Raw genomic sequence first — 20614 nt, forward strand, 5'->3', positions numbered from 1 at the left:
GCCTCATCCGGCATGCCGGGGAAGCCGCTGTGCCAGACCTGCACCCCCTCATAGCTGCTCAGCAGGGCGTCACCGTTGTACAGCTCGTCCACGCGGCCAACGTTGAGCCCCGGCGTCAGCACCAGCGACAGGTACTGCTCGTCACCCTCATAGTTCATGTAGGGCTTGCTGGCCACGTCCGGCGCGATGCGCACCGTACCGAGAACGAACGACAGCGGCTCATAGGCACGCATCCGATTCCGGGGCGCCGAAATGGAGAAGAGTGTGTCGGCCGGAGCCGAGGCGGCAGCGCTGGGCAGCTTAGGGCCCAGCACCTTGTTGATCAGCAGGCTGCCGGCGGCATAGACGGCCACGCGCGCGAGCGTCGTACCCAGCACCGTGGACGTGCCGATGCTGAAGCCGGCAATCGCCGCGCCGCCGAGGGTGAAGTAGGCCAGCGCGACCTGGGCCACCAGCCGGATCGCACTCTTGCCGACCACGCCCCGGATTTCGATCACCTGGCCGTGCTTTGGATACACGTTGCTCCACAGGTGCCGCTCAACCGGCCGGCCGCCGATGGTCACCAGCCACGCCTGCCCGTCCAGACCTTCCACATGGCGCGCCAGGAAGGCATAGAGGCTCTCGCCCGGGCGCAGGTCGGCCTGCAGGTTGCGCTGGCCATCAAGCATCACCGGATGCGGGGTGATGATCAGGCGGCCGGCATCGGTAGGCGTGTGCATCAGGCCCATGCGTAGTAACCCTCGATTCGCAGCCCGAAATCGGGCAGATCGCGCACGCGGTGCAGCACGCTGCAGCCGTTGCGCTCGTTGCTGTGAAGGACCCAGCCCTCATGGGCCAGGAAAAAGAAAACCCCGGCATGGCCGGGGTTTCGGTGTCCCTGATCGAACATCAGGACAAGATCGCCGTCTTCGGGTGGTCCGTCTCGGCGGTGGGCGTAGGGCCGCGACAGTGCCCCCAGCTCAGCCGCGCCCTGCAGCCCGCGCGGGCGGCGCCCCGGTAGGGTGATCACCCTATCGAACAGCTGCAGCTGTACGAGCACCACCAGGTCGGCGCAGTCGAACCCGTCTTCGTCGTAGGGGATGCCCACAAACTTTTCCACCTCGCCAAGGCGCATCAGAAAATCCCCGGCAGGGTGTACGGGTTGGCCCGCAGCGTCACGGCTTGCTGGCGCGTCAGGAAGTCCACCCCGAGCTGGGCCGATGCCGTGCTCGTGTTCACCACGACCTGCGTCATCGGCAGGTCGTAGCTCGCCTCGATGACATTGGCATCGGCGCGGTCGGTAATCATCAGGCGCGCCGTAACCAGCTCCCCCGGCTGCAACCGCTCCAGATCTTCGGTGATCGATCGGCCCACGTTGTCCAGCACCAGTTGCGCCCGCGGCGCCTGCCCGCCCACGTCGTCAGGCAGCTTGAAGCCGAACGGGAAGCCCATGTAGGACTTGCCCTGACTCACCCAGTCTGCCGTGTCATTGACGATGCGCAACGCCTCCACGAACGATGGGGCGCTCAGCTCCAGCAGCAGCAAGATGCCGGTGGTGTCGTCGGTGCGCTGTCGGCGCTCGGTGAAAGTGCTCATCGAAGATACTCCACGACCGCGTCCAGCCTGAAGTCCCCGGGAAGCTTTTCGTCAGGCACAAGATCGCCAATGGCTCCATTCTCAAACCGTGCCTTGATCACCTTCCCTGTATATGGATGCACCATCTCAAACCACCCGATTCGCTTGATCGCGTCGAAGTACCAGGCATCGAAAGCCATGGCATCATCGATGTTCGCGAAGTAGAAATTCATGGATTGCTTGACGAGCACATGGCTGTTCAGAAGCCGCTGCCGCGGAACTCCCCTCTCCATCTCCGTCCGCTCGACCGAAGGATCGAACGAGCGCTTCTGCCCGTCGAAAGTGATCCTTGCAACTGCTGGCAGAGTTTCCATCAGATCGAATCTCCCAAACCGAAACGGCCCTTGATTGCCGCGTACGTTGAACCTGTGCCGCCAGCGATACGCCCGCCAATTGCCTGGTCCAGCTGGCCAAGCAGCACCTCGATCTCGAGGCCGCCGTTCCCGGTACGCGATGCGCTGGCCGTCGTGCCTGCTGGAGCGTTCTTCACGCTCACATTCACGTCCAAGGGTCCAATCGCGCCCCACGCACCTCGACCAGCTACCACGCCTCCGTCTGCATAGCCGCGCAACCCACGGCGCATGGCCTCGACCACACCCAGGCCGCCCGCACGTGCGATGTCAGCCTGCGACCAGACAACCTCGCCCTTGTGCACAACGCCGGCTGGTTCGTACATGCCTCCATCACCGGTGTAGCCGCCGGACGAGAAGCCCCACGAGCCGGAGAACAGGGTTCCCACGTTCCCGGTGTGGCCACTGCCTCCGCCAAAGCCGTTCGCGATACCCATGACCGCCTGCCGCAATGCGATCTTGGCCAGATCAGCCAGGATGGAGCGGGTCATGTCTGAGAAGCTGACCTTGCCGTTCTGCGTGAACTTCACCCACACATCTTCGAGTCCGCTGAACACCGATCCGACAACACCACCCATCTGCTGCGCGGCGTTGGCGGCCTGCTGGCGGTAGTTCTCCCATGCGCTGGCAGCCCCCAGCAACCAGTTTCCCTCTGCGGACTGGAGCTCTGCATACCCATCGCGGACAGCCTGCACGCGATCCAGCGTCTTGGCCAGCAGGATCGCCTTCTCTTCGTCGAAGGTGGAATCATCGATCTGATCCGCGTTGCGCTGAAGCGTGAGCTGCCGGAGCTTTTCAGCCTGATCGTCGTATGCATCGTTGATGCGCTGCTGGATCTCATACTCGCGATCGCCCATGCCGACCTGGGCAACGCGTGTTTCCAGGTGGCGCCGGAGTGCGACGTTGCTGGCCTCCAGGGCGGCCGTGTAAGCGTCGATCGCGGACTTGCGGTTCTTGGTCGCCCGCTCTTCCTCAGTAGCCAGCACCTCCAGCTTTGCTGCCCCTTCAGTTCGAACTTTCGCCAGCCTTGCTTCGAGCTCTCCGAGCTGGCGTTGAACGGTGATTCCTTCCTTGCCAGCAGCGTTCTGCGCGCGCAGGAATGAGATCTGCCCCTCCAGAGAGCGGGCATCGGCATCAGTGCCGGCCTGGGTCAGCTCCCGCATGCGGCTGTAGTACGCCTCGGCAGTGATCTGCCGCGCGGCATACTGTGCGCGAAGCGTCTGGGTACTGGCAGTAATGGACGCCTGCTCCTGCACCAGATCGTCCTTATACCCTTGAAGAGCTGCGCCGCGTGCCACGGATCCGTTGCCTGACTTCGCCTTTTCCTTGTACTTCTTCTCGATCGCCTCGACCGCCGCAGCGCGACGACCTTCGATCTTCTCGACCTCTGCGGTCAGGCCGGCAGCCTCGGCCTGGCGCCGAACCTTCTCCGCCTCTCCGTTGATCCGAGCAATCTCGTCCTTCTTCTTCTGCTGCTTGCTCGCCTGTGAATCGATGATGGCATCACTGCGTTGCAGAAACTCAACGCTTGCGTCTTCCGCAGCCTTCAGCTCCGCTTCCTTCCGCTCCTTTGTAAGGTCGGTGGCCAGCGCCTTGATCCTGTCTGATCGATCCTTGATCGACTTCTCCATCGCAGCGAGCGCGATCGGATTCCTCGCCAGCGGCAGGCCTCGCTGGGTGCCGTTGGCCAGATCGTTCAACTTCGCCAGCTCTCGCTGGTTCTCGGCAATCAGGTGCTGCATCTGCGCTGCCGCCGGCGCGAGGCCTACGTTCGCCTGCATGGCTGACCACGCCTTGGTGGCTTCGGCCCACAGATCCTTGAAACCACGGATTACCTGGTTTTGGCTGGCACGCACCTTGGCCATGGCCATCACCGTCTCATCGGCAGCAGCACGGGTGATTACGGTCACCGCATCCTGATTTCGACCCTGCTCTTGCAGCGCTTTCACCTGCTCGTAAAGCGCCACGGTCATGAAGTTGACCTGTTCGTTGAGCTTCTGCGCTCCCTTGACCGGGTCTTCGGCCAGCTTCGCGTAGAGGGCAATTGTGTCTTCCAGCGCCTGGCCGGTGACTTCCTTCATGGCAACAGCCGCGTTGGCGACGTCCTGAAGATTCTGCGCTGCGATCTTTCCGTTCGATCCAACAGCCTGCGCCGCCTCCGCTCCTGCGCCAGCCGATACCTGCAGCGTGTCACTGGTCTTCTTGGCCATATCGACCAGCGTTAGAGTGGTTGCTGCCGCTTCATTGCGCGACAGCACCAAGGCCCTTGTGTAGGCTTGGGCTTGCTGTTCCGCGTCATACCATGCGTAGACCACTAGACCGACAGCTGCTGCCGCGACGGTGTATGGGTTCACCATCCCCAGCAGCGCCGACGACACGCCCTTCAACGCCGGCTCGACACCACCGAAGCTGTCCTTGATCTGGCCACCTTGCTGCACCAACACGGTAAAGAACGGCATGCCGCCCTGCAGGCTGGTGAAAATATCGGTGAACTGCGCAGGCAGCTGACGCATCGCCTGCGCCGTCTGGCCCGCAGATACTCCGAGATCTGCAATTGGGCTCTTCGCCGGCAGCGGCCTGCCTGCCTCGCTGCGCACTTCGCGCAGCTGCCTGGTCAGCATGCCAAGGCCCTGTCGAATGTCGGCCAGGTCGGCGCTGATACGTACACGCAGGTTGGCAGAGGGCTCAGCCATTTGTGGGTAACTCCTTCGGGGGTTGAGCCGGACCGGTGCCGGTCATCAGGTTCTGGAACTGCTGCCAGCCAGCGGCATCGGCGCCGAATGCCACGCGAACGGCCAGTGCGAGCTCGGCCAGTCGCTGCCGGTCATCCCTGGCCGCAGCGGCGGTGAAGGCCCGCAGCTGCGCCAGGGTGTAGCCGAGTACTTCGCGCCGGCGGTGCCCGCGCGCGATCAGGTACTGGGCGAGGTCGGCGGCACCGACGGGATGACCGCCGTCCTGATCGCCTCCACCATTCGCCTCAGTCGGAGGGCAAAAAAATCGCGATTGAGGCCCGCCACCGCCTCGAGCAGCTGCGCCACTTCTTCCAGTGACCCTGCAGCAATCCACTGCGGTTCGCGCCCGACCACCACGGCCAAGGCAGTGGCGATCTCGGTGCTGTCCTGTTCGAGCAGGTCCAGCACCAGCGCTCCGACGTCGACCGCCGACGAGCCCTCGGGCAGGCCAGCGATCATCGCGATACGCCCGATCGTGGAACGGCTGGCGGTTATGAATGGCCCCAGCTGTTCGAGCCGCAACGGCCCCACTACCAGCACTTCACCGCGGAATGAAACTGAGCGAGTGGGCGGGGTGATGGCGTCCATGTCCTGCACCGTCACTTCTCCTGCTGCCAGTAGAAGTAGGCCGATTTGTCGCTGCCAGTGGCCTTGGCGGCGTCCTTCAACAACTTGCCCGGCACGCTACCCTGGCCGAACTCGTTGCCGATGAGCCCCATGCTTTCGATGACGCCGCCAGACACCTTGTGGCACACCAGGCGTACGGCCTTGCCGCTGCGTGCTTCGTTGGCGCCGTAGAACTGAACTTCGTAGAACTTCTGGCTGGTAACTGCGGCTTCGACGTGGCCCAGAGCCGCGTTCTTGTACGAAACCTTGACGTTCGGGCTACCGTCGGGGTCTCCGGCTGGGATTGAGGTCCCGACCGGGATGAACAGCATCCCGCGCTCCAGGCGGTAGTCCTTGCCAGCCTCATACGTGGCGGTACCCGTCATCGGCTTGACCGAGGTGATCTCGGCAGCAATGCGCGCCAAGGGTGCATATGCCCCTACCGATACGCGCACTGCCTCGTCAGCAACGGTGCCGGCGGCGATGTCGGAGGCCTTGCCGCGGGTGGCGCGCGCGAAGTTTGCCGGGCTGAAGTCGTGGAAGGCGTAGTTGAGATTCCACCCGGTGACACGGTCGACGCTATTGGCCGTTCCGCCACCCGGGTTCTGGTTGTCGGCCAGCTCGATGGTGTTGGTCTGCGCCGAGGTGCTGAACGCGGATACGTTGCCGATCTCTTCGAACGGCAAGCCGCTGTTCCACTCGCGGATGAGGACGATGCCGCTGCCCAGGTAGCTGTAATCTTCGGCCATGATGGCTCTCCAGTTGGGTTGCCGCGGTGCGGCGGGTTACTTCTTGGGGATGTGGGACTGGTAGGTGATCAGTACGCCGACCCAGCCTGCGCCGGCCCTCTCCGGCATCAGCGGCTCCATGCCGACGTACACCGGCACCTGGATGCCGTCAGGGAAGTTGCGGGCGACTTCGCGGGTGTCCAGAGCCGCCTCGATGTCGGTCACCAGGTCGTCCAGCACCTGCTGGTATTCCTCGGTGTCGGAGGGAACCTTGGCGATGACGCTGACCGTGGTCAGGCGGTGCGTGTTGACCTTCGAGGGGCTCTCCGCCCGCTGCTGCTTCTCGATCACGGCCGTCAGCACGGCCTGGGTGTCCTGGTCACCGGGTTTCGGCTCCAGCGTCCACCCCGCGCCAGCGTCGGTCAGGTAGTCGTTCGCGGTGCTGATCTGCTGCAGTGTCTTGCCCATGGCCAGCAGCAGCTGCTTCCGTGGGCTGGGGGCGCGGTCAGACATTGGCCACCTCCCACACCGCCGTCGATTCATCGGCGCGGATCTTCTGCACCAGCTTCAGGCGGCGCCCGGTGCCTTCAATGCGCACCACACCACCAGCCCGCGGCTCCACTTCGGACAGCTGCAAGGTCACCTTGTCGATGGTGGTGGCCACAGGCGCCACGTCATCCGGCGTGAACTGCTCGACGCCCTCATCCAGCAGCACCGTGCACGGCACCTCCACGCTCGCACCAGGCGGCAGGTAGAAGGCGCCGTCTGCAACGCCGGCGGCGCGGAATGCGCCCATGGCCACGGCGTCGAACGCCTGTAGGAACGCTTTCTGGTTCAAGGCAGCGGCCTCGCGGTTTCCATCGCCTTCTCCAGCTCGCGCTTCAGGAAGAACGGCATCAACCGCTTCCAGGTGTCCTCGGCCATGCCGAAGATGTCGTAGCGCGGCGTGTAGGCAGCGGTGTTGGTGAAGATGAAGATGGAGCGGACACCGGATCCGCGTCCGATCCGCTCGTAGATGCCCGGGCGCAGCACGCCGCGGCGTTTGGTGATCACGAAGTACTCGCCATCACGGTTGTTGTGCTTGCCCCGCCGTCGTTTCTGGCTGACGTTGGTCTGGTTCTGGTACCGGTCCCGCTGGGCGCCCAGCTGCGACAGGATCTTGGTCACCTGGCCGGCCGGCACGTTGCCGAACTGGTTCGCTTGGGCACCGCGCCCCATCACCGCAAACTGCGTCGGCGAAAGCAGACCTCGGCTCTGCAGCAGCCGCTCGAAGCCCTTCCGGCGGCGCTGACCACCATCGACCTCGGCCAGCAGGTACTTGGCCGGCGGCGTGCCCTTAAATGCCTCGTCTCGGATGAAGATTTCGGCGTAAGGCTGGTCTTTGGTGGCCTTGCGGTACATGGCCGCGTTGACCGTGAGCGGCGTCGGGCGGTCGAACACCTTCGGCGCTTGGCGCTTCCATCGCTCGCGGATCTCGTAGGCCACCTTGTTGGCGGCCTGCGATGCGGCATAGGGGAGCTGCGACTGCTCCAGGTCGGTCAGCTTTCGCCCGAAGGCGTTGTCGGGGTCGACCCCGATACTGATCTGGGCCATACACCCTCCTGCCCGGCCCGCCGAAGCGGGCCAGGCACTGCTTGCTTACTTCGAGCCGGCCTTCAGGCGGATCACCGCGTCCGGTCGGGTGTTGATGTTCAGCGGGTTGGACTGGCTTTCCAGCTGGATGCCCTTGTTCATGCGCATCGGGGCGGTCTTGGTGTAGTACGGCAGGCCGATGCCGCGCACCGTTTCCAGGTAGTCCGCCGGCGCAAAGCGGGTCAGGAACATGTCCGGCACACCCAGCGGGAACGCGATGGCTTCGCCGTCGGCCAAAGCCAGGTCGCCGCCGGTGTTGCCCTGCAGCTCTTCGAAGGTGATATCGCCGAACACGAAGCCCTTACGGACGTCATCGCGCAGCGCAGCACCGTCCTGCCAGCGCTCGTAGGCCTTCTGCACGTCCGGGTGGTCGGTCAGGGCATCGAAGAAGCCGGCGCTGCAGAACACATGGATGCCGGTGTACGGGATGCCGCCCAGCTTTTCCTCGATCGCGCGCTTGATGGCCATGCACTTGGCGCGGACCTTGGTGGCGTCCTTGTTCAGCTCCATGCCGATGATGGCCTGGTCGACACCGAATTCTTCATAGAAGTCGATGATCACCGAGCCGTCGGCATCGAGCATCTTTCCCTGCAGCGCGCCCATGCGGTGATACTCGATGGTGAAGTCCAAGTCACGCTTGTGCACCGCCTGCAGCGCGTTGACCACGGCGGCAACGTTGTTGCCTTCCGGGTCGGCCGGGTCATAGACGCCCAGCAGCTGGTCAGCCATGACCGTCGAGTTCTGCGGCAGGTGAGTGGTTTCCAGCAGCTTCACCTTGCCACGCTCCAGGCCCTTGGGCTGGCCGGGGGCACCGCGCGGCACGTTCGGCACCAGCACCAGCTTGGTGCCGTTGATGCCCACCTTGACGATGGTGGTGCCGACCAGGCCCTGCTCCTGGAACAGGCCCATGTCGGCAAGGCGGGTGGAGATGCGCGGCAGGTTGTTGATGTAGGCGTTCAGGGCATCGAAGCTCAGCACGCCCAGCGCCAGAAGGGTCTGCAGATCCATGGTGGTTGTTCTCTCGATAGGGGATACGAAAAGGCCCCGCCGAAGCGGGCCTAAGGGTCTATGGTTGAAAGGTGGGTGCTGGGCGATCAGCCGCCGGAGGCAGCGGCGATGGTGATGGTGTCGCTGATGGCTTCTTCCAGGTCGGTGGCGGTCACCTTGAGGGTGTAGTCACCGGCGGCGCTCAGCGTCGCGGCATCCCAGGTGATGACGCCACCAACGGCAGCCTTCGCACCGCCGCCGGCCAGGTTGCCGGTACCGGTGGCCTTGGCCAGGGTGGCGCTGACGGTGCTGCCAGTGACCAGCGCGCCGAAGACGTCCTTGACATGTGCCACGATCGGGCCCAGCGCAACGCCGGCGGTGCCGGTCAGCGGTGCGGACACAAACACCAGGTGATCGGCGGCGTTCGACGCGATCGGCTGCTGGGTCCAGCGGGTGATGATGCCGGACTCGGCCAGGCTCAACGCGGCCAGCAGCTTCTGGTCAGCGGTGACACCGCTGGCCCACACCAGCTTTTCACCGAACACTTCGGCGTCGCGCGCGATCGCGGCGCCCTTGACGGCCAGCGCCGCGGAACTGGTGCCGGTATCGATCGGGCCGTACAGCACTTTCACTGCGTCGGTGCCGTTGGCAGCGACGGTGTTGTCTGCCTTGAGCAGGGTGCCAGCGGACAGCATGCCCTGCCCGGCCGGCAGACGGATCAGTTCGCGGCTGCGCTCGCCGCCCGCTTCGGACAGCAGGAATTCGCCGGTACGGGTGCCGGCCAGGGAGATTTCCATCGTCAGTTACCTCGTTGCTTGTAGATGTGATTGGGATTCAGCTTCGCCTTGTTGTCGGCGGCGCGTTGATCGGCCATGGAAGCCGGGTGTGCGGTGACGACCTGGGTGCTGCGGCCTTCCTCCGCCTTCATCGACAGCAGCTGTGCACGCACCGTGTCGAGGTCGGTGTTCTTCTCGATGAAGCTGGCTGCGAGGGTGTCATCGCCGCGCAGCGCCGCAGCACAGGCGTCCTGCACGGCGGTCGCGTATTCGATGGCACTGGCGGCCGGCTCGGCCTCTTGCAGTGGGCGCCGCAGGAGGGCCACCGCGAGAGCCGGCGGCAGCACACTGGATGTGATTGCTGCTGCCAACGCTGCTGCCGGGTTCTCCACCACTGCTGCAGCCGGTGCAGTGGCCGCCTCGGGCACCGGAGGTGCTGCCGCTGCCTCCGGCTCGTCGTCCGGGTCGGGATTGGCCGACGCGGGCGGCGGCGTTGCTTCGGCGGCACCGAGGTGCGCGATCAGGTCGTGCCAGGTGCCGAGCCGGGTAGCGAAGCCCACTGCCACGGCGGCCTGACCGCGGTAGCAGGCCGCCTCGGTGGCGCGCACGGCCTCAGCCTCCATGCCGAGATTCCGCGCTACGGTGTCCACGAACATCGTGCGCATGTCCTCCAGATCGGCCATGGCCTCAGCGTGCGCTTCCTCGCTGAGCGGGAAGTTCGGGTTGAAGTCGACCTTGCGGGCGCCGGCGAACAGCGGCGTCACCTTCAGGCCGATCTGGGCGTTGTTGCCGCTCCAGTCCTGGTGGAAGCGCACCACGCCGACCGATCCGACGCCGCCGGTACGGCTGATCCAGATCTCATCGCACGCCGAGCCGAGCGCGAAGCCGGCCGAGTACGCATGGTCATCAACCAACGCGTACAACGGCTTTCGGCCGCGCGCCTCGAAGATGTGATCGACCAGGTCGAAGCAGCCCGACGCCATACCACCCGGCGTATCCAGCCGCAGGATGATTGACGTCACCGCGTCGTCGTTGAGCAGTTCATCGAAGGTATCGCGCACCGCGGCATAGCTCACCGGCCCGGGCCCGCTGGCGCCGGGCATCGGCCGGTTCACCATTGCCCCGGACAGGTTGATCACACCGATCAGGTTCTGTGCAACGCCTACCGGCTGACCGTCGGAGCCGGACACTTCGAAGCGGTCGGCCTTCAGCACGCTGTCGTCGCTGGTGACCTTCCCTTCCAGATAGCCGCCCACCAGTGCTTCGCCGATGGCCGGCTGCACCAGCAGGGGCTGATTGAGGACCGCGGCAGCGAGCGAGGCCACCACGGGCGCACGGCTACCGCGACCCAGCATTCGGGCCAACAGGCCAGGCTTACTCGTCATCGTCATTCCTTTCATCGTCGTTGGCGCCAGTGGCGCCGGGATCGTCGTCCTGCCGGGCACCGGAGGCGTTCGTTCGCCTCGGGTCGCTGTCGTAGCGAAGTCCGGCCGCATCTGCGCGCTCGTTGTCCAGCGCCTGCTCGGCGTCGACCTGTTCGGGGTCCTCGCCGGCGCTCAGCACCACCTTGCTGCGCGACTTGAAGCCCGCCCGCACCGCCTTGAGTTCGGAGGTCACGTCCTGCACCGGGTGGCTCCAGGGCCAGCCCTCGGGCACCCACAGGGTTTCGGTCACGTCATCGCGCAGAGCCGCATAGCGCGGCACCTTCAGCAGACCCGAAAGCACGGCCTGGTCGATAAAGGCGTCTCGCACGCGCTGGCAGAACATGGGGATCATGAAGAGCCACTGGTCCTGCTCAATCACCCGGCGGAACTCGTTGAGGATCAGGCGCAGCGCGCGGTCGGATACATTGCGCAGGTCGCCGGTGAGCACCTCGTAGGGCACGTCCTGACTGGCACAGATCGCCAGCAGGTGACCGCGCAGGAACTCTGCATAGTCCGAGCCGGCGCTGGGCGGGTCGGCGAACTCGATTTTTCGACCCGGTGGCAATTCCTGCAGGGTGCCGGGTTCAAGGCCACCCACGGCCGTCCCGTCCGCATCCTCACCGGTGATCAGGTCTCCGATGGCATCACCCTCTTCCCCATCCGCGTTGGCGTCGGTGGTGATGAATCCCGCAAACAGGTTAGCCAGCGCCTGCCGTTCCAGCACCGCGTCATCCAGGCGGTCGAGATTGAACATGCGCAGCAGGGCTGGCGCCGAGCCCGGCACGCCCCGCATCGCACCCGCGCGGTTCGGCCGGTACAGGTGCAGCACCTGCTCCGCCGGCACGCGCACCAGCTCGTTGCCGTTGACCGTCAGCTGCAGGTCGCCGGGGTGCTCCCGGTACATCCAGTAGGCCACGCGGCGGCCGATGCTATCGACCTCGATGCCCTGCCGAATCACGTTGCCATTGCTGGCCAGGCCGTTGTAGTGCTGCGGGCACTGCTCCGATTCGATCAGCTGCACCTGCAGTGGCACCGGCAAGCCGTCCTCGGGCCGTCGGTACCGGAGGCGGGCGAACACCTCACCGGCCTCCTTCCACTCGCGCCAGGCCAGCGCCTGCAGGCCTTCCCACACCAGCACGCCATCGGCGTCAGCGTACTTGCCCCAGCGGGTCCACAGCTTGGTGAGCTTCTTCTTGTGGTCCTTCGTACCCCAGATGGGCTTGGCCTGGATGCCGGTGGCGATGCCATTGGACACGCTCTTGTTGAGCGCGCTGACCATCCAAGGGTCATTCCGGGCCAAGTGCCGGGCACGCGCCAGCAGCGTCGGCAGGCCCAGCAGCGAGGCGTTGGGTCCGAGCGAGGTCGGCCGGAATGTGCGAAGGCGGCGGCCGCTGCCGGCGGCGCGGTAGCTGCTCTCGGCGGTATCAGACATTGCCGGTCCCCGATTGGTAGAGGCGCACGATGCGGCGGCGCCGCGGTGCACCTGCGGCCTGGCCCAGCTCGTCGCGCATCTGCTTCAGCAGGCGGCGCATCTCCACCAGGCTCTGGTAGGTCACGGTGCGGTCGGCGTAGCGGACGCTCAGCACGCCGGCTGCGATCGCGGCCTCCAGCTGCTCGACTTGCTTGTTGGTGAATGCCATTTCAGCGTCCCAGGTACTTGCTTCGGATGACGCGGCGCGTGCGCGTGCGCGGCACTGGCGCCGGCGCAACGTCGTCTGCCCTCACGTCAGGGTTGTCGTCCCACGGCGCGGCCCATGCCGGCGGCGCGGTCCAGTTGATGGCCGGAACCTTCAGCCACAGCGCCATGCCCTCGGCATAGCCGCACAGGTCGAACGCCTCATTGCGCCGTTTCGCCAGGTTCTCCCAGCCCTTGGCCGTTCTCGACTCGGCCGTCAGCTCGGCGTAGAACGCTTCCGGTAGCCAGTCGGGGAAGTGGTAGTAGCCCGGGCCGGGCTCGGCCCGCTTCACGTTGGCGTCGACGGTGTCCTTCAGGCGGTCGACGTTGAGCAGCAGCTGCGGCACATCGCCCTTCGAACCTGATTTGCGATCCCGGCGCTTGCTGCTGTCGGGGAAGGTCTCGCGAAACAACCCGCCCTCGCGGCGCGCATCGCCCTTGATCAGCCTGACCCTGGTGTGCAGCTTTCGGGCCTTGAGGGAACGCCAGAACTCCAGTGCGCGCACCGAGGTTCCCGACTTGCCGCCCCAGTCGATGCCCACGGCGTGGACCGGCATGCTGCGGCCGGTGGCGTCGTCCAGCGGGTAGCGACGGCAGATCACCTTCTCGACCAGGCGTTCCCAGTCTTCCAGGTACTTCGGCGGATCCAGCGGCAGGAAGCCGCCCGAGCCATCCTCGCGCTTGGACGTGCGCAGAGTGAAGGAGTCCACCACCCAGCGCTCCAGCTGCCCGGATTCGCCGATGCCGAAGCCCAGCACCAGCACGACAAAGCGGTTGGCCTGGACGTCGACCTCACCCAGCAGGAAGCGCACGCCAGCGGGAACAGCACCAGCCGGCCAGACCTCTGCGCGCTCTTGCATCTCGTTCGGATCGCTGGCCGACCGCGCCGCCATCGGCACGTAGTTGATGGCTCCGTCCACGTTGTGTGTGGTCTTCAGGGGCCGCTCTTCACCGGTGGTGGCGAAGGTGCGCAGCGCCTGCAGGTAGCGCTCGATCAGCGACTCCCATGACTGGTAGGAGGCGGCGACACCGCCGAGCCAGTAGCTGGCAATGCGCGCCTCCGGCCGGTCACCGGTGACCGTACCGTCGGCGTGCACAACCTGGCCCTCCGCAGCCCAGACGCCGCTGCGGTTCATCCCATCCTTCCACCGGTGCTGCAACCCCACACCGCAGTGGGGGCAGTGCAGCAGCGAGTAGTGCCGCGCCATCTTCTGCACGTCGTCCAGCACGACCCGCTCGAGCAGTTCCTCCATCGGCGGGAGCGCAAAACCGTCATAGCCAGGCGCCGCCTGAAACCGCTCGCCGCACTCCGGACAGGGCCAGTACCAGCGGCGCCGGTCGCCGCGTGCATACAGCGCGGCGATGCCGGCGGCCGGTGGGCCTTGGTGCGGGTGCAGTGGCTTCCAGGCGCCGTCGGCGTAGTCCGTTGCCGGGCTCGATTCGGCCACCACCATGCCGGCGGACATGTACGTCTGGGTGCGCTTCAGCCCCAGGCCGAAGCACTCATCGATCGTCAGGTCGCCGGTGTAGTTGTCCACGTCCGTCATCAGGACGTCGTGGATGTCCTTGCCCGAGAGCACCGACACCGACGGCCAGCCCATGCGCAGCGACATTCCCGACCGGAAGAACTTCAGCAGGATGTTGTCGTCGTGGGCACGCGGGCTCAGCCGGCAGCGTAGCTCCGGGCTGGCGGCGATGCTGCGGGCGATACGGGTCTTGCTGTAGTCCTCGGCAGCATCCTTGGACATCTGCACAACCATGGCATCGGCCGGGTTGCAGGTAATCAGGTAGGCCAGTCGCGCATCGATCAGCGAGATGGTTTTGCCCGACCGCGCCGGGCCTACGAACACCACGGCCTCGTAATGGCGGCTGCCGGTCGTATCCAGCGGCTCGACCATGTAGGGCGTCGTGTCCGGATCCCAGGAGCCGGCGGCGCCGGCGGCGTTGGCCACCTGCAGCACCCGTGCACCCTCGCTCACCCTGATGCGGCGCGGTGGCCGGATCATCTCGGCAACGCCTTGGCGCACGCTACGCGCTGTCGCGTACGTCGTCATCGGTGATGCCCTCATACATTGATTGCCGGACGCGATCGCACTCGTCCTGGACCTTGACCACCTGCTCTGGCGTGAGCCCTGCCTTGCGCTCGAGCACGTCAGGCAGCGTGTCGAAGAACTGCACGACCTTCTTCACCAGCTCGGCGTAGTCGGCCTCAACCTCTGCGGCCGGCACCAGCTGCCCGATGGTCGACTCGACCTTCAGCCGCTCGTTCTCCGACTGGTAGTAGGCGCGGCGCTCCATCGGCGGCAGGTCGCGTGGATCGACCACGCCTTCCGCGCCGAACGCTGCGGCACCCGGATTCACCAGCGCTGGGGCTGCGTCGGCCAAGCGATAGACGTCATGCCCAGCGCGCTTGGTCAGCGGCGGGACGCCGGCCTCCTTCAGGCGCTTGCTGGCCGTTCGGCGGTCCATCCCGAACTCATCCGCCAGCCTGGCCACGGACCAGCCTTTGGTGAACTCGTGGATGTCAGCCATGTTCTACCCGATGCACAGCCTATTCAGGCCAGAAAATGCGGTTTCTCCCGGCAAAAACCGCTAAATGCGTGGCCTGTGGTGGAGCACCCTAGAGGCCGAAATACTGTCTTTTACCGGGGTCCGAATTCCCCCCGGTGGGCTGTGGATATCTCAGGGGCCCCGGCGATTTATCCACAGCTTGCGCACAACTCCGTGAAGGCTGCCAAAATGGTTCCACGTTACGTTCCACGGGAGATGGGCGAGTACAACCTCCGCCTGATCAACTCCCAGAATCCGGCACAGGCTTGCCTTGCACTTGGTTGACGGCATCGAGCTGCGCCTCGTACTGAAGGAGGCATCGTTTCCTTCCGTTGCTCACATCGAACACCTCCGATGGCTTCCCATCGCGCACCCAGCGACAGCGCTTGGTCAGCGCGGCATCGATTGGAACGTAGGTGGCCACCGGCACTTTGATCACGGCCGGCGCTGGCACGTTCTGCTTGACGGGTGCGGCTTGGCAGCCGGCCAGCAGCATGGCGAAGGCAACCACGATGACGCGCATATCAATACCCCTTCAGTGCCGGGCAGGCGGAATCGAGCAGCTCCAGTGCTGCCTTGCAGGTGTCGGGCCGCTGTTCATAGCGACCGCGCCAGATGGAAACCTCCTTCTCGGAAACCTCGATCTTCCCGGCCAGGTCCTGCAGCGCCGCAGCGCTCTCCGCCTTGAGCGCTTCCAGCTTCTGGGCTTCCGTCCGCAGTGCGGCGGCGACCTCGGCCAGACGCTGATCGCGGCTGTCCACGTCGGCCTGCAGCCGAACAGTGTCGGCCTGCCAGTCGGCCCGGACCTTGATGACCTGAGCGCTCAGGTCGCGGATCTTCTGCTCCTTCTCGTAGGCAGTCAGTCCGGACACCGCGCAGCCGAAGGCCAGCACCGCGCACACCACCTTGATCTTGCTGCCGGGCTTGCTCAACCACTGCAATGCGTCGGCGGCGGCGCCTATGACCAGGTCCCACGCGGCGCGAAGGAATCGAATCAGTACAGTCATGGTTTGTCGCCTCCGATGGCGCCCGTGGCTTTTTCCACCATGCGCACGTAGCCGGGCAGCAGCCGGCGGATCAGCACGCCGGACAGACCAGCCAGCGGTAGCTGCGGGGCGCCCGCGAGTGCGGGCCAGATGGACGCGGCGACTGCGATGACCCATGCGGCCACGATGGCATACGCCACCACTGCCACTGCCAGCGCGGCCCAGCGAGCAGCCGTCTGCAGGAATCGGTGGCCTCGCCTGCGATTGGAATCAGCGGCAACTCGCTCGGCGTCCTTCTCCGGCAGCAACAACACGCCGATCAGCGCGCCGGCCATTGCCACGAGCAGCACGGACTGCGGCACGCCCAGGATGATTCGCTCGGCCTCGCGCAACGCGTCAGCCGTCGCCGGAGCCACCACCGCAGCGGTGAACGTCCCGACGAAGGTTTTCAGGGTGCTCATCGGCTCGGTCACGGCGCCACTGCCCCGCCAGCCTTGCGGTAGGCAGCCAGCAGCTTCTCCACCGCATGCTCCGGCTGGCCGTAGCCTGCGCCCGGCAGGCTCGCCCAGATGTTGCGCACGGCCTGAATGGCATCGGTGATGCGCCCCGCTTGGATCAACGGAAGTGCGCGGCGTTCGCGGATCAGCTGGATGGCCCAGAGATCCTGCGAGAGCGGCCCGAAGTCAGGCAGCTTCAGCAGCGCGCGGTAGTGGGCATAGTCCTTCAGCATGAACTGGTAGCGACCAGAGGCGTTGGAGATGAGGCCCTTGCTGTTGATGACCTTGGACTTACGCCCACGAGAGAAAGGGTGCACCGAGTAGTCGGTGAAGATCTCAGGCACACGATCGGCGCCGGTCACGATCACGTCGTAACCCTGGTTCTGCGTTGCGGGGCTGGTGCTGGTGCCCTCGGACCAGGCCAGCATTTCCAGAAAGGCGACGACGTTGGTGCCGCCTGCCTGTTGAGCGGTGATCTTGGCCATCGAAGATTCCTGAAGAAAGGTGCCCGCCCCGCTGCCGGCAAGGCGCGAGGGTTGATCCGGTCGGGGTGAGCGGGCGTTGACTGGTGGGTGGGCCGGCTCTTTTAGCCGGCGGGTCGACCGTTTACAGCCTTGAACCCTTTGAACAGCGGGAGGCTTCCAGGAATACAGACCAGCTTTCGCATGCGCGCGGCGCGCGCCATCCACCCATAGCGGTATCGGCTCCCGAGGTGCGTCCCTCACCGGAAGCCCGGTCCAGTGAAGCCGACACCGCTATGAATGGAGCGGGCCATGGGAATCGAACCCATGTACTTAGCTTGGAAGGCTGATGCCTAAACCACTCGGCCAGGCCCGCGAACAAGTTCCAGAAACGACGAACCGCAGGTCACTGGACCTCCCGAGTCCAGGCCTGCGGCCGTTGAGTGCGGGTAGATCGGAACCTCGCCCACGATATCGATTGGACAACAATCCTGGTTCCCGATGCAACTGCGGTAATGTTCCTTACCGCAGTCGTGCGAATGCGGTAAGGTTCGCGGCGACTGCGGTAATCTTCCTTAATACTCTGGACGCGGTGATGACCAACCCGACTACCGTTGTTGTCACGGCAGATGCCTCCAATCACATCGCAGTCGTAGGTCAGGCAGTCAGTTCAGTAGAGCGCTCCCTGGATGGCCTGACTGTGACCATCGTGATGAATTCTGGAGATCGTTACACGTTCAGGTTTAGAACTGTCGAAGAGAGCGAGGCCTTCTACGAACAGCTGATTGAGTTCCTGTGCAATGTCTCTACGGTCCAAGACGTGTTGAGTATTTCTGTAGAGGCCTATCCGGAGTCAGGCGCGGATCATGCGGAAGAGGATGGGGTAGATGCATCTGCTGAGCAGAGTGGGCAAACGCCTTCTCGGATTCTTCTCTGAGGTCGTGAAGGCTTACAGAGGCCGGTAAGCCTCACGCGTACCCACGTGGGAAGTTCAGACATTGAACACCCTGCCGCTAAACTCCTTTCTCCCGTCCTCCAGCGCCTGCCTCAGCGTCGCGGCAGCGATCCCGTACACGCGTAGGTAGTCCCCCTTCCGCATCTTTGCCGCCTTGGCAGCATCCTGTGCGGCGATCTTCCCTTCGGGCCACACCAGGTCGTTCACCGCGTCCTGCAGCACCAGCCTCATGCGCCAACGGTCGGCCGGGTCATCCATGCGCAGCGCGGGCTTTCCGCCGCTGCGTCGCTGCCACTGGATCTGGCGCAACACCCGCCTGGCCAGGGAACGCCCAAGCGACGACAGAGACACACCCTGCCCCCGCAGCGCCACCGCCATAATTGCCTGCTTGGCCACGGAGTCGCGCATCATGCCGACGGCACCGGCAATGTCGGCGGCAGTCAGCGGCGTCATGGTTGACCTGCCATTCGACGGCTCGCGAAAGCTCCCGCCGACCAGCATGCGGGCGATCAGCTCGAGCGGATCTCGCTCCAGGGTCGGCTCTGGAACCGGCACTCGGCCATGCACCACCCTGACCGCCGCCGGCGCCGGTATGTAGGCGGGTCGGTTCGCCCAAGACCTGCATGCGCGCTCGTCTGCATCTGCCCCAACATGTAGCTCTCCGCGCGCAGTGCAACGCGCGCACACCACCTGCGCGGTTCGGCGGCTACCGGCACTGCCCCGCGCGCGCATGCACACGTCGTCGCTGCCGCAGTTGCCACACGGCGTCAGGTCCACCGCGGGCGTGGCCACTGCCGACATCAGGCCACCTCGCAGTTGCTGACCCAGCGGGACCGACCGTCCTGCCAGACCTCCCACAGACTGTCATCGACCTGGCACCTGATGGGACCCTCCTTTCCTTCGAGGTACAGGTGGTGGGTTGCCTCGTCCAGGCTGAGGAAGGCGGGAATCATCGTGTCATCTCCATGTTCACTACTCTCCGGATTACTTGGTTCAGGGCGGGGCATGACTTCACGTTCTGGCATACAGAACGACGTCTCGCATTACCAAGAGGTAAGCTTTGCCAGACACAGGCCTTCAGGAGACTGGCAAGGAAATGGAGAGGATTTTCAATGGCATCTACCTTGCCGCAGCGGTGATCGTGGGGGTCACTTTTGGCTTCCTCATGGCCGCTCCGTTGGTTCCGGGGATTCCCCCGGACCAAACGCTGATCGTTGCAGCAGCTGTCATAGCGGCTCTTGGCACCTGGGCGGTTGGCTTCGGAGCCATGCATTTCGCCGAAGCGTCCCACAAGCTGCGACTGGCTGAGATCCAGAAAACCGAACATGGGGAGTACATTCACATTCGAAGCCAGCTCGTCAACTGTAGGCTGGCCGTTACTGTGTACGAGACAATCATTAGGGACGCGTCTGGCGGTACTTTGACGCTCGAATCCCGGCATACAACACTTCGAGCTATTCTGAGCCTGATACCAGCCCAACCCATTGGCATATCTCAGGGGTTCAGGGAGCAGGAGCGCGCGCGAGCTCAAGCTATTGACGTCGCCACCGCAATGCTGCGAGTAGGTGCCACGCAGTTCATGGAAAGGTATCCTGTTGGAGTTGCTCATCGCACCACTGACATGAACGCGAATTTTGATCACGTGATCGAACAGCTTCGCAGCCTGTCCCGACAAGCAATGTATCTTGGAGAGCTTCAGGATGCCGCACGCGGTATCACTGGTGTGGACTCCAAGAGCAGCAGTCGTGCAGTCACGATTGCAGAAACCAGTTGATCGGCTCCGAGGTGGTGGTCCTGCCACCTCGATAGTAGAGATCATATCTGTGTCAACTGCCTTGCTTCTTGATATGGTCACAGGCTTGTCTCCGCAGCCAACTGCAGCCAAGTAGCCGAATCGGCCTGCGCCCAGGTCATCTGGCCCCGGTCGATGCTCTCGGCCAGCCGCGACAGCCCCTTCGCGGTCACCAGCACCTGCTCGTGTACGCGCTCCTGCTCACCGTCGGTGCGCTGGATGCACGCCTTGTGCACCAGCACTCCCTGCTGCAGGCGGTTCTGGTATGCCAGCCAGTTCTTGCTGCCCGCGCGGCGGTAGATCCAGCCGTGCTCGGCCAGCCAGGCGAACAGCTGTCGCGGCTGCACCTGCAGCATCTTGGCCGCGGTGCTGATGTTGAAGGCGCCATCGGCCTGGGTCAGCCGCAGCAGCGCGCGCACCTGCGGTTCCTGGTACTGCACGCGCGCCTCGAGGATCTCGGCCTTCTCGCTGTAGGACAGCAGCAGCGCGCGCAGCGTCGCCGGATCGGTCAGGGCCTGCATCGGGTCAGGTGCCGGTGTGCCAGCGGCCAGCGCGTCATAGGCGCGGATCACCTGCAGGCTGAAGCTGGCGCTGATCCACATGGCATAGGCATAGACCAGCTCGCGCACCACGTAGCTGCCGCCGTAACGGCCGGCCACCGAGTGCACAGGGTAAATCCGGGAATCCCCGGAATTGGCCAGCTCGGCCACCAGTTCCTCGGTCTGCTTCAGGCGCTGCCAGTCGCCGGGCTGGTGACGTTTGGCGCCGCCGGCGGCTTGGTGCAGATCATTCAGGCAGAACCTGCCCACGTCATCGCGGCGCACGCTGGCGCCGCCAATCATCATCGCG

The 20614-nt window shown here is 64.9% G+C and carries 24 protein-coding genes, 1 tRNA gene and 1 pseudogene; 2 read left to right on the forward strand and 24 right to left on the reverse strand.

From position 1 onward, the window contains the following. The 22 genes and pseudogenes from N7590_RS02495 to N7590_RS02600 all read right to left on the reverse strand — a co-directional run. Positions 1–719: pseudogene (locus tag N7590_RS02495) on the reverse strand (phage tail protein); the annotation flags it as partial. Further along, on the reverse strand, positions 719–1114 hold the full coding sequence (locus N7590_RS02500) for a peptidoglycan endopeptidase (RefSeq protein ID WP_279935057.1): 396 nt from the start codon (positions 1112–1114) through the stop codon (positions 719–721). The pseudogene N7590_RS02495 and the gene N7590_RS02500, both read right to left, overlap by 1 nt. Beyond that, the gene (locus N7590_RS02505) at positions 1114–1575 is read right to left on the reverse strand and encodes a DUF1833 family protein (RefSeq protein WP_279935058.1); all 462 of its coding nucleotides are present in this window, start codon (positions 1573–1575) and stop codon (positions 1114–1116) included. The genes N7590_RS02500 and N7590_RS02505 overlap by 1 nt, the downstream gene beginning before the upstream one ends. Then, the gene (locus tag N7590_RS02510) at positions 1572–1928 is read right to left on the reverse strand and encodes a hypothetical protein (RefSeq protein ID WP_279935059.1); all 357 of its coding nucleotides are present in this window, start codon (positions 1926–1928) and stop codon (positions 1572–1574) included. Before N7590_RS02510 ends, N7590_RS02505 begins: the two co-directional genes overlap by 4 nt. Beyond that, entirely contained in the window at positions 1928–4657 is a 2730-nt protein-coding gene (locus N7590_RS02515; protein WP_279935060.1) for a phage tail tape measure protein, read from the reverse strand. The genes N7590_RS02510 and N7590_RS02515 overlap by 1 nt, the downstream gene beginning before the upstream one ends. A gap of 216 nt (positions 4658–4873) precedes the next feature. After that, positions 4874–5284 (reverse strand): hypothetical protein, encoded by a 411-nt coding sequence (locus tag N7590_RS02520; RefSeq protein ID WP_279935061.1) that lies wholly within the window; start codon positions 5282–5284, stop codon positions 4874–4876. Positions 5285–5295: 11 nt separating this feature from the next. Then, complete coding sequence (locus tag N7590_RS02525) at positions 5296–6051, reverse strand: hypothetical protein (RefSeq protein ID WP_279935063.1); 756 nt, start codon at positions 6049–6051, stop codon at positions 5296–5298. Positions 6052–6087: 36 nt separating this feature from the next. Next, positions 6088–6543, reverse strand: a complete 456-nt coding sequence (locus tag N7590_RS02530) for a hypothetical protein (protein ID WP_279935064.1) — start codon at positions 6541–6543, stop codon at positions 6088–6090. Further along, on the reverse strand, positions 6536–6868 hold the full coding sequence (locus N7590_RS02535; RefSeq protein WP_279935065.1) for a hypothetical protein: 333 nt from the start codon (positions 6866–6868) through the stop codon (positions 6536–6538). Before N7590_RS02535 ends, N7590_RS02530 begins: the two co-directional genes overlap by 8 nt. Next, entirely contained in the window at positions 6865–7623 is a 759-nt protein-coding gene (locus N7590_RS02540; RefSeq protein ID WP_279935066.1) for a hypothetical protein, read from the reverse strand. Before N7590_RS02540 ends, N7590_RS02535 begins: the two co-directional genes overlap by 4 nt. Positions 7624–7668: 45 nt before the next feature. Next, positions 7669–8670: a major capsid protein gene (locus N7590_RS02545; RefSeq protein WP_279935067.1), complete on the reverse strand. Its 1002-nt coding sequence runs from the start codon at positions 8668–8670 to the stop codon at positions 7669–7671. A gap of 86 nt (positions 8671–8756) precedes the next feature. Beyond that, positions 8757–9446, reverse strand: a complete 690-nt coding sequence (locus N7590_RS02550; RefSeq protein ID WP_279935069.1) for a head decoration protein — start codon at positions 9444–9446, stop codon at positions 8757–8759. 2 nt (positions 9447–9448) lie between these two features. Continuing rightward, positions 9449–10870: a S49 family peptidase gene (locus tag N7590_RS02555; protein WP_279935070.1), complete on the reverse strand. Its 1422-nt coding sequence runs from the start codon at positions 10868–10870 to the stop codon at positions 9449–9451. Further along, the gene (locus tag N7590_RS02560) at positions 10800–12281 is read right to left on the reverse strand and encodes a phage portal protein (protein ID WP_279935071.1); all 1482 of its coding nucleotides are present in this window, start codon (positions 12279–12281) and stop codon (positions 10800–10802) included. The genes N7590_RS02555 and N7590_RS02560 overlap by 71 nt, the downstream gene beginning before the upstream one ends. Continuing rightward, a complete protein-coding gene (locus tag N7590_RS02565; protein WP_070471463.1) occupies positions 12274–12489 on the reverse strand; it encodes a hypothetical protein in 216 nt (71 codons plus the stop codon). The genes N7590_RS02560 and N7590_RS02565 overlap by 8 nt, the downstream gene beginning before the upstream one ends. Before the next feature lies 1 nt (position 12490). Further along, positions 12491–14530, reverse strand: a complete 2040-nt coding sequence (locus N7590_RS02570; protein ID WP_279935072.1) for a terminase gpA endonuclease subunit — start codon at positions 14528–14530, stop codon at positions 12491–12493. A 22-nt stretch (positions 14531–14552) separates the two neighbouring features. After that, positions 14553–15056: a DUF1441 family protein gene (locus N7590_RS02575; protein WP_008265668.1), complete on the reverse strand. Its 504-nt coding sequence runs from the start codon at positions 15054–15056 to the stop codon at positions 14553–14555. Positions 15057–15315: 259 nt separating this feature from the next. After that, complete coding sequence (locus N7590_RS02580) at positions 15316–15597, reverse strand: hypothetical protein (RefSeq protein WP_279935074.1); 282 nt, start codon at positions 15595–15597, stop codon at positions 15316–15318. A gap of 1 nt (position 15598) precedes the next feature. Then, positions 15599–16081, reverse strand: coding sequence for a hypothetical protein (locus N7590_RS02585; protein WP_279935075.1), 483 nt, complete (start codon positions 16079–16081; stop codon positions 15599–15601). Then, a complete protein-coding gene (locus tag N7590_RS02590; protein ID WP_279935076.1) occupies positions 16078–16521 on the reverse strand; it encodes a hypothetical protein in 444 nt (147 codons plus the stop codon). The genes N7590_RS02585 and N7590_RS02590 overlap by 4 nt, the downstream gene beginning before the upstream one ends. Positions 16522–16529: 8 nt before the next feature. Then, positions 16530–17042: a glycoside hydrolase family 104 protein gene (locus tag N7590_RS02595; RefSeq protein ID WP_279935077.1), complete on the reverse strand. Its 513-nt coding sequence runs from the start codon at positions 17040–17042 to the stop codon at positions 16530–16532. A 277-nt stretch (positions 17043–17319) separates the two neighbouring features. Then, positions 17320–17394, reverse strand: a tRNA-Gly gene (locus N7590_RS02600). A gap of 219 nt (positions 17395–17613) precedes the next feature. Here N7590_RS02600 and N7590_RS02605 point away from each other — a divergent pair. After that, positions 17614–17955 carry a hypothetical protein gene (locus N7590_RS02605; protein WP_279935078.1) on the forward strand — a complete coding sequence of 114 codons (342 nt, stop codon included), beginning with the start codon at positions 17614–17616 and terminating at the stop codon, positions 17953–17955. Between the two features lie 54 nt (positions 17956–18009). Here N7590_RS02605 and N7590_RS02610 read toward each other — a convergent pair whose 3' ends face one another. Then, complete coding sequence (locus N7590_RS02610; RefSeq protein WP_279935079.1) at positions 18010–18426, reverse strand: hypothetical protein; 417 nt, start codon at positions 18424–18426, stop codon at positions 18010–18012. A 643-nt stretch (positions 18427–19069) separates the two neighbouring features. Between N7590_RS02610 and N7590_RS02615 the strand changes: the two genes are divergently transcribed. Beyond that, positions 19070–19747 (forward strand): hypothetical protein, encoded by a 678-nt coding sequence (locus N7590_RS02615; RefSeq protein ID WP_279935080.1) that lies wholly within the window; start codon positions 19070–19072, stop codon positions 19745–19747. Positions 19748–19824: 77 nt separating this feature from the next. Here N7590_RS02615 and N7590_RS02620 read toward each other — a convergent pair whose 3' ends face one another. Then, positions 19825–20610 (reverse strand): phage antirepressor KilAC domain-containing protein, encoded by a 786-nt coding sequence (locus N7590_RS02620; protein ID WP_279935142.1) that lies wholly within the window; start codon positions 20608–20610, stop codon positions 19825–19827. Positions 20611–20614: the final 4 nt, after the last annotated feature.

Source organism: Stenotrophomonas sp. GD04024, assembly GCF_029837545.1.
Taxonomy (GTDB): Bacteria; Pseudomonadota; Gammaproteobacteria; order Xanthomonadales; family Xanthomonadaceae; genus Stenotrophomonas; species Stenotrophomonas forensis.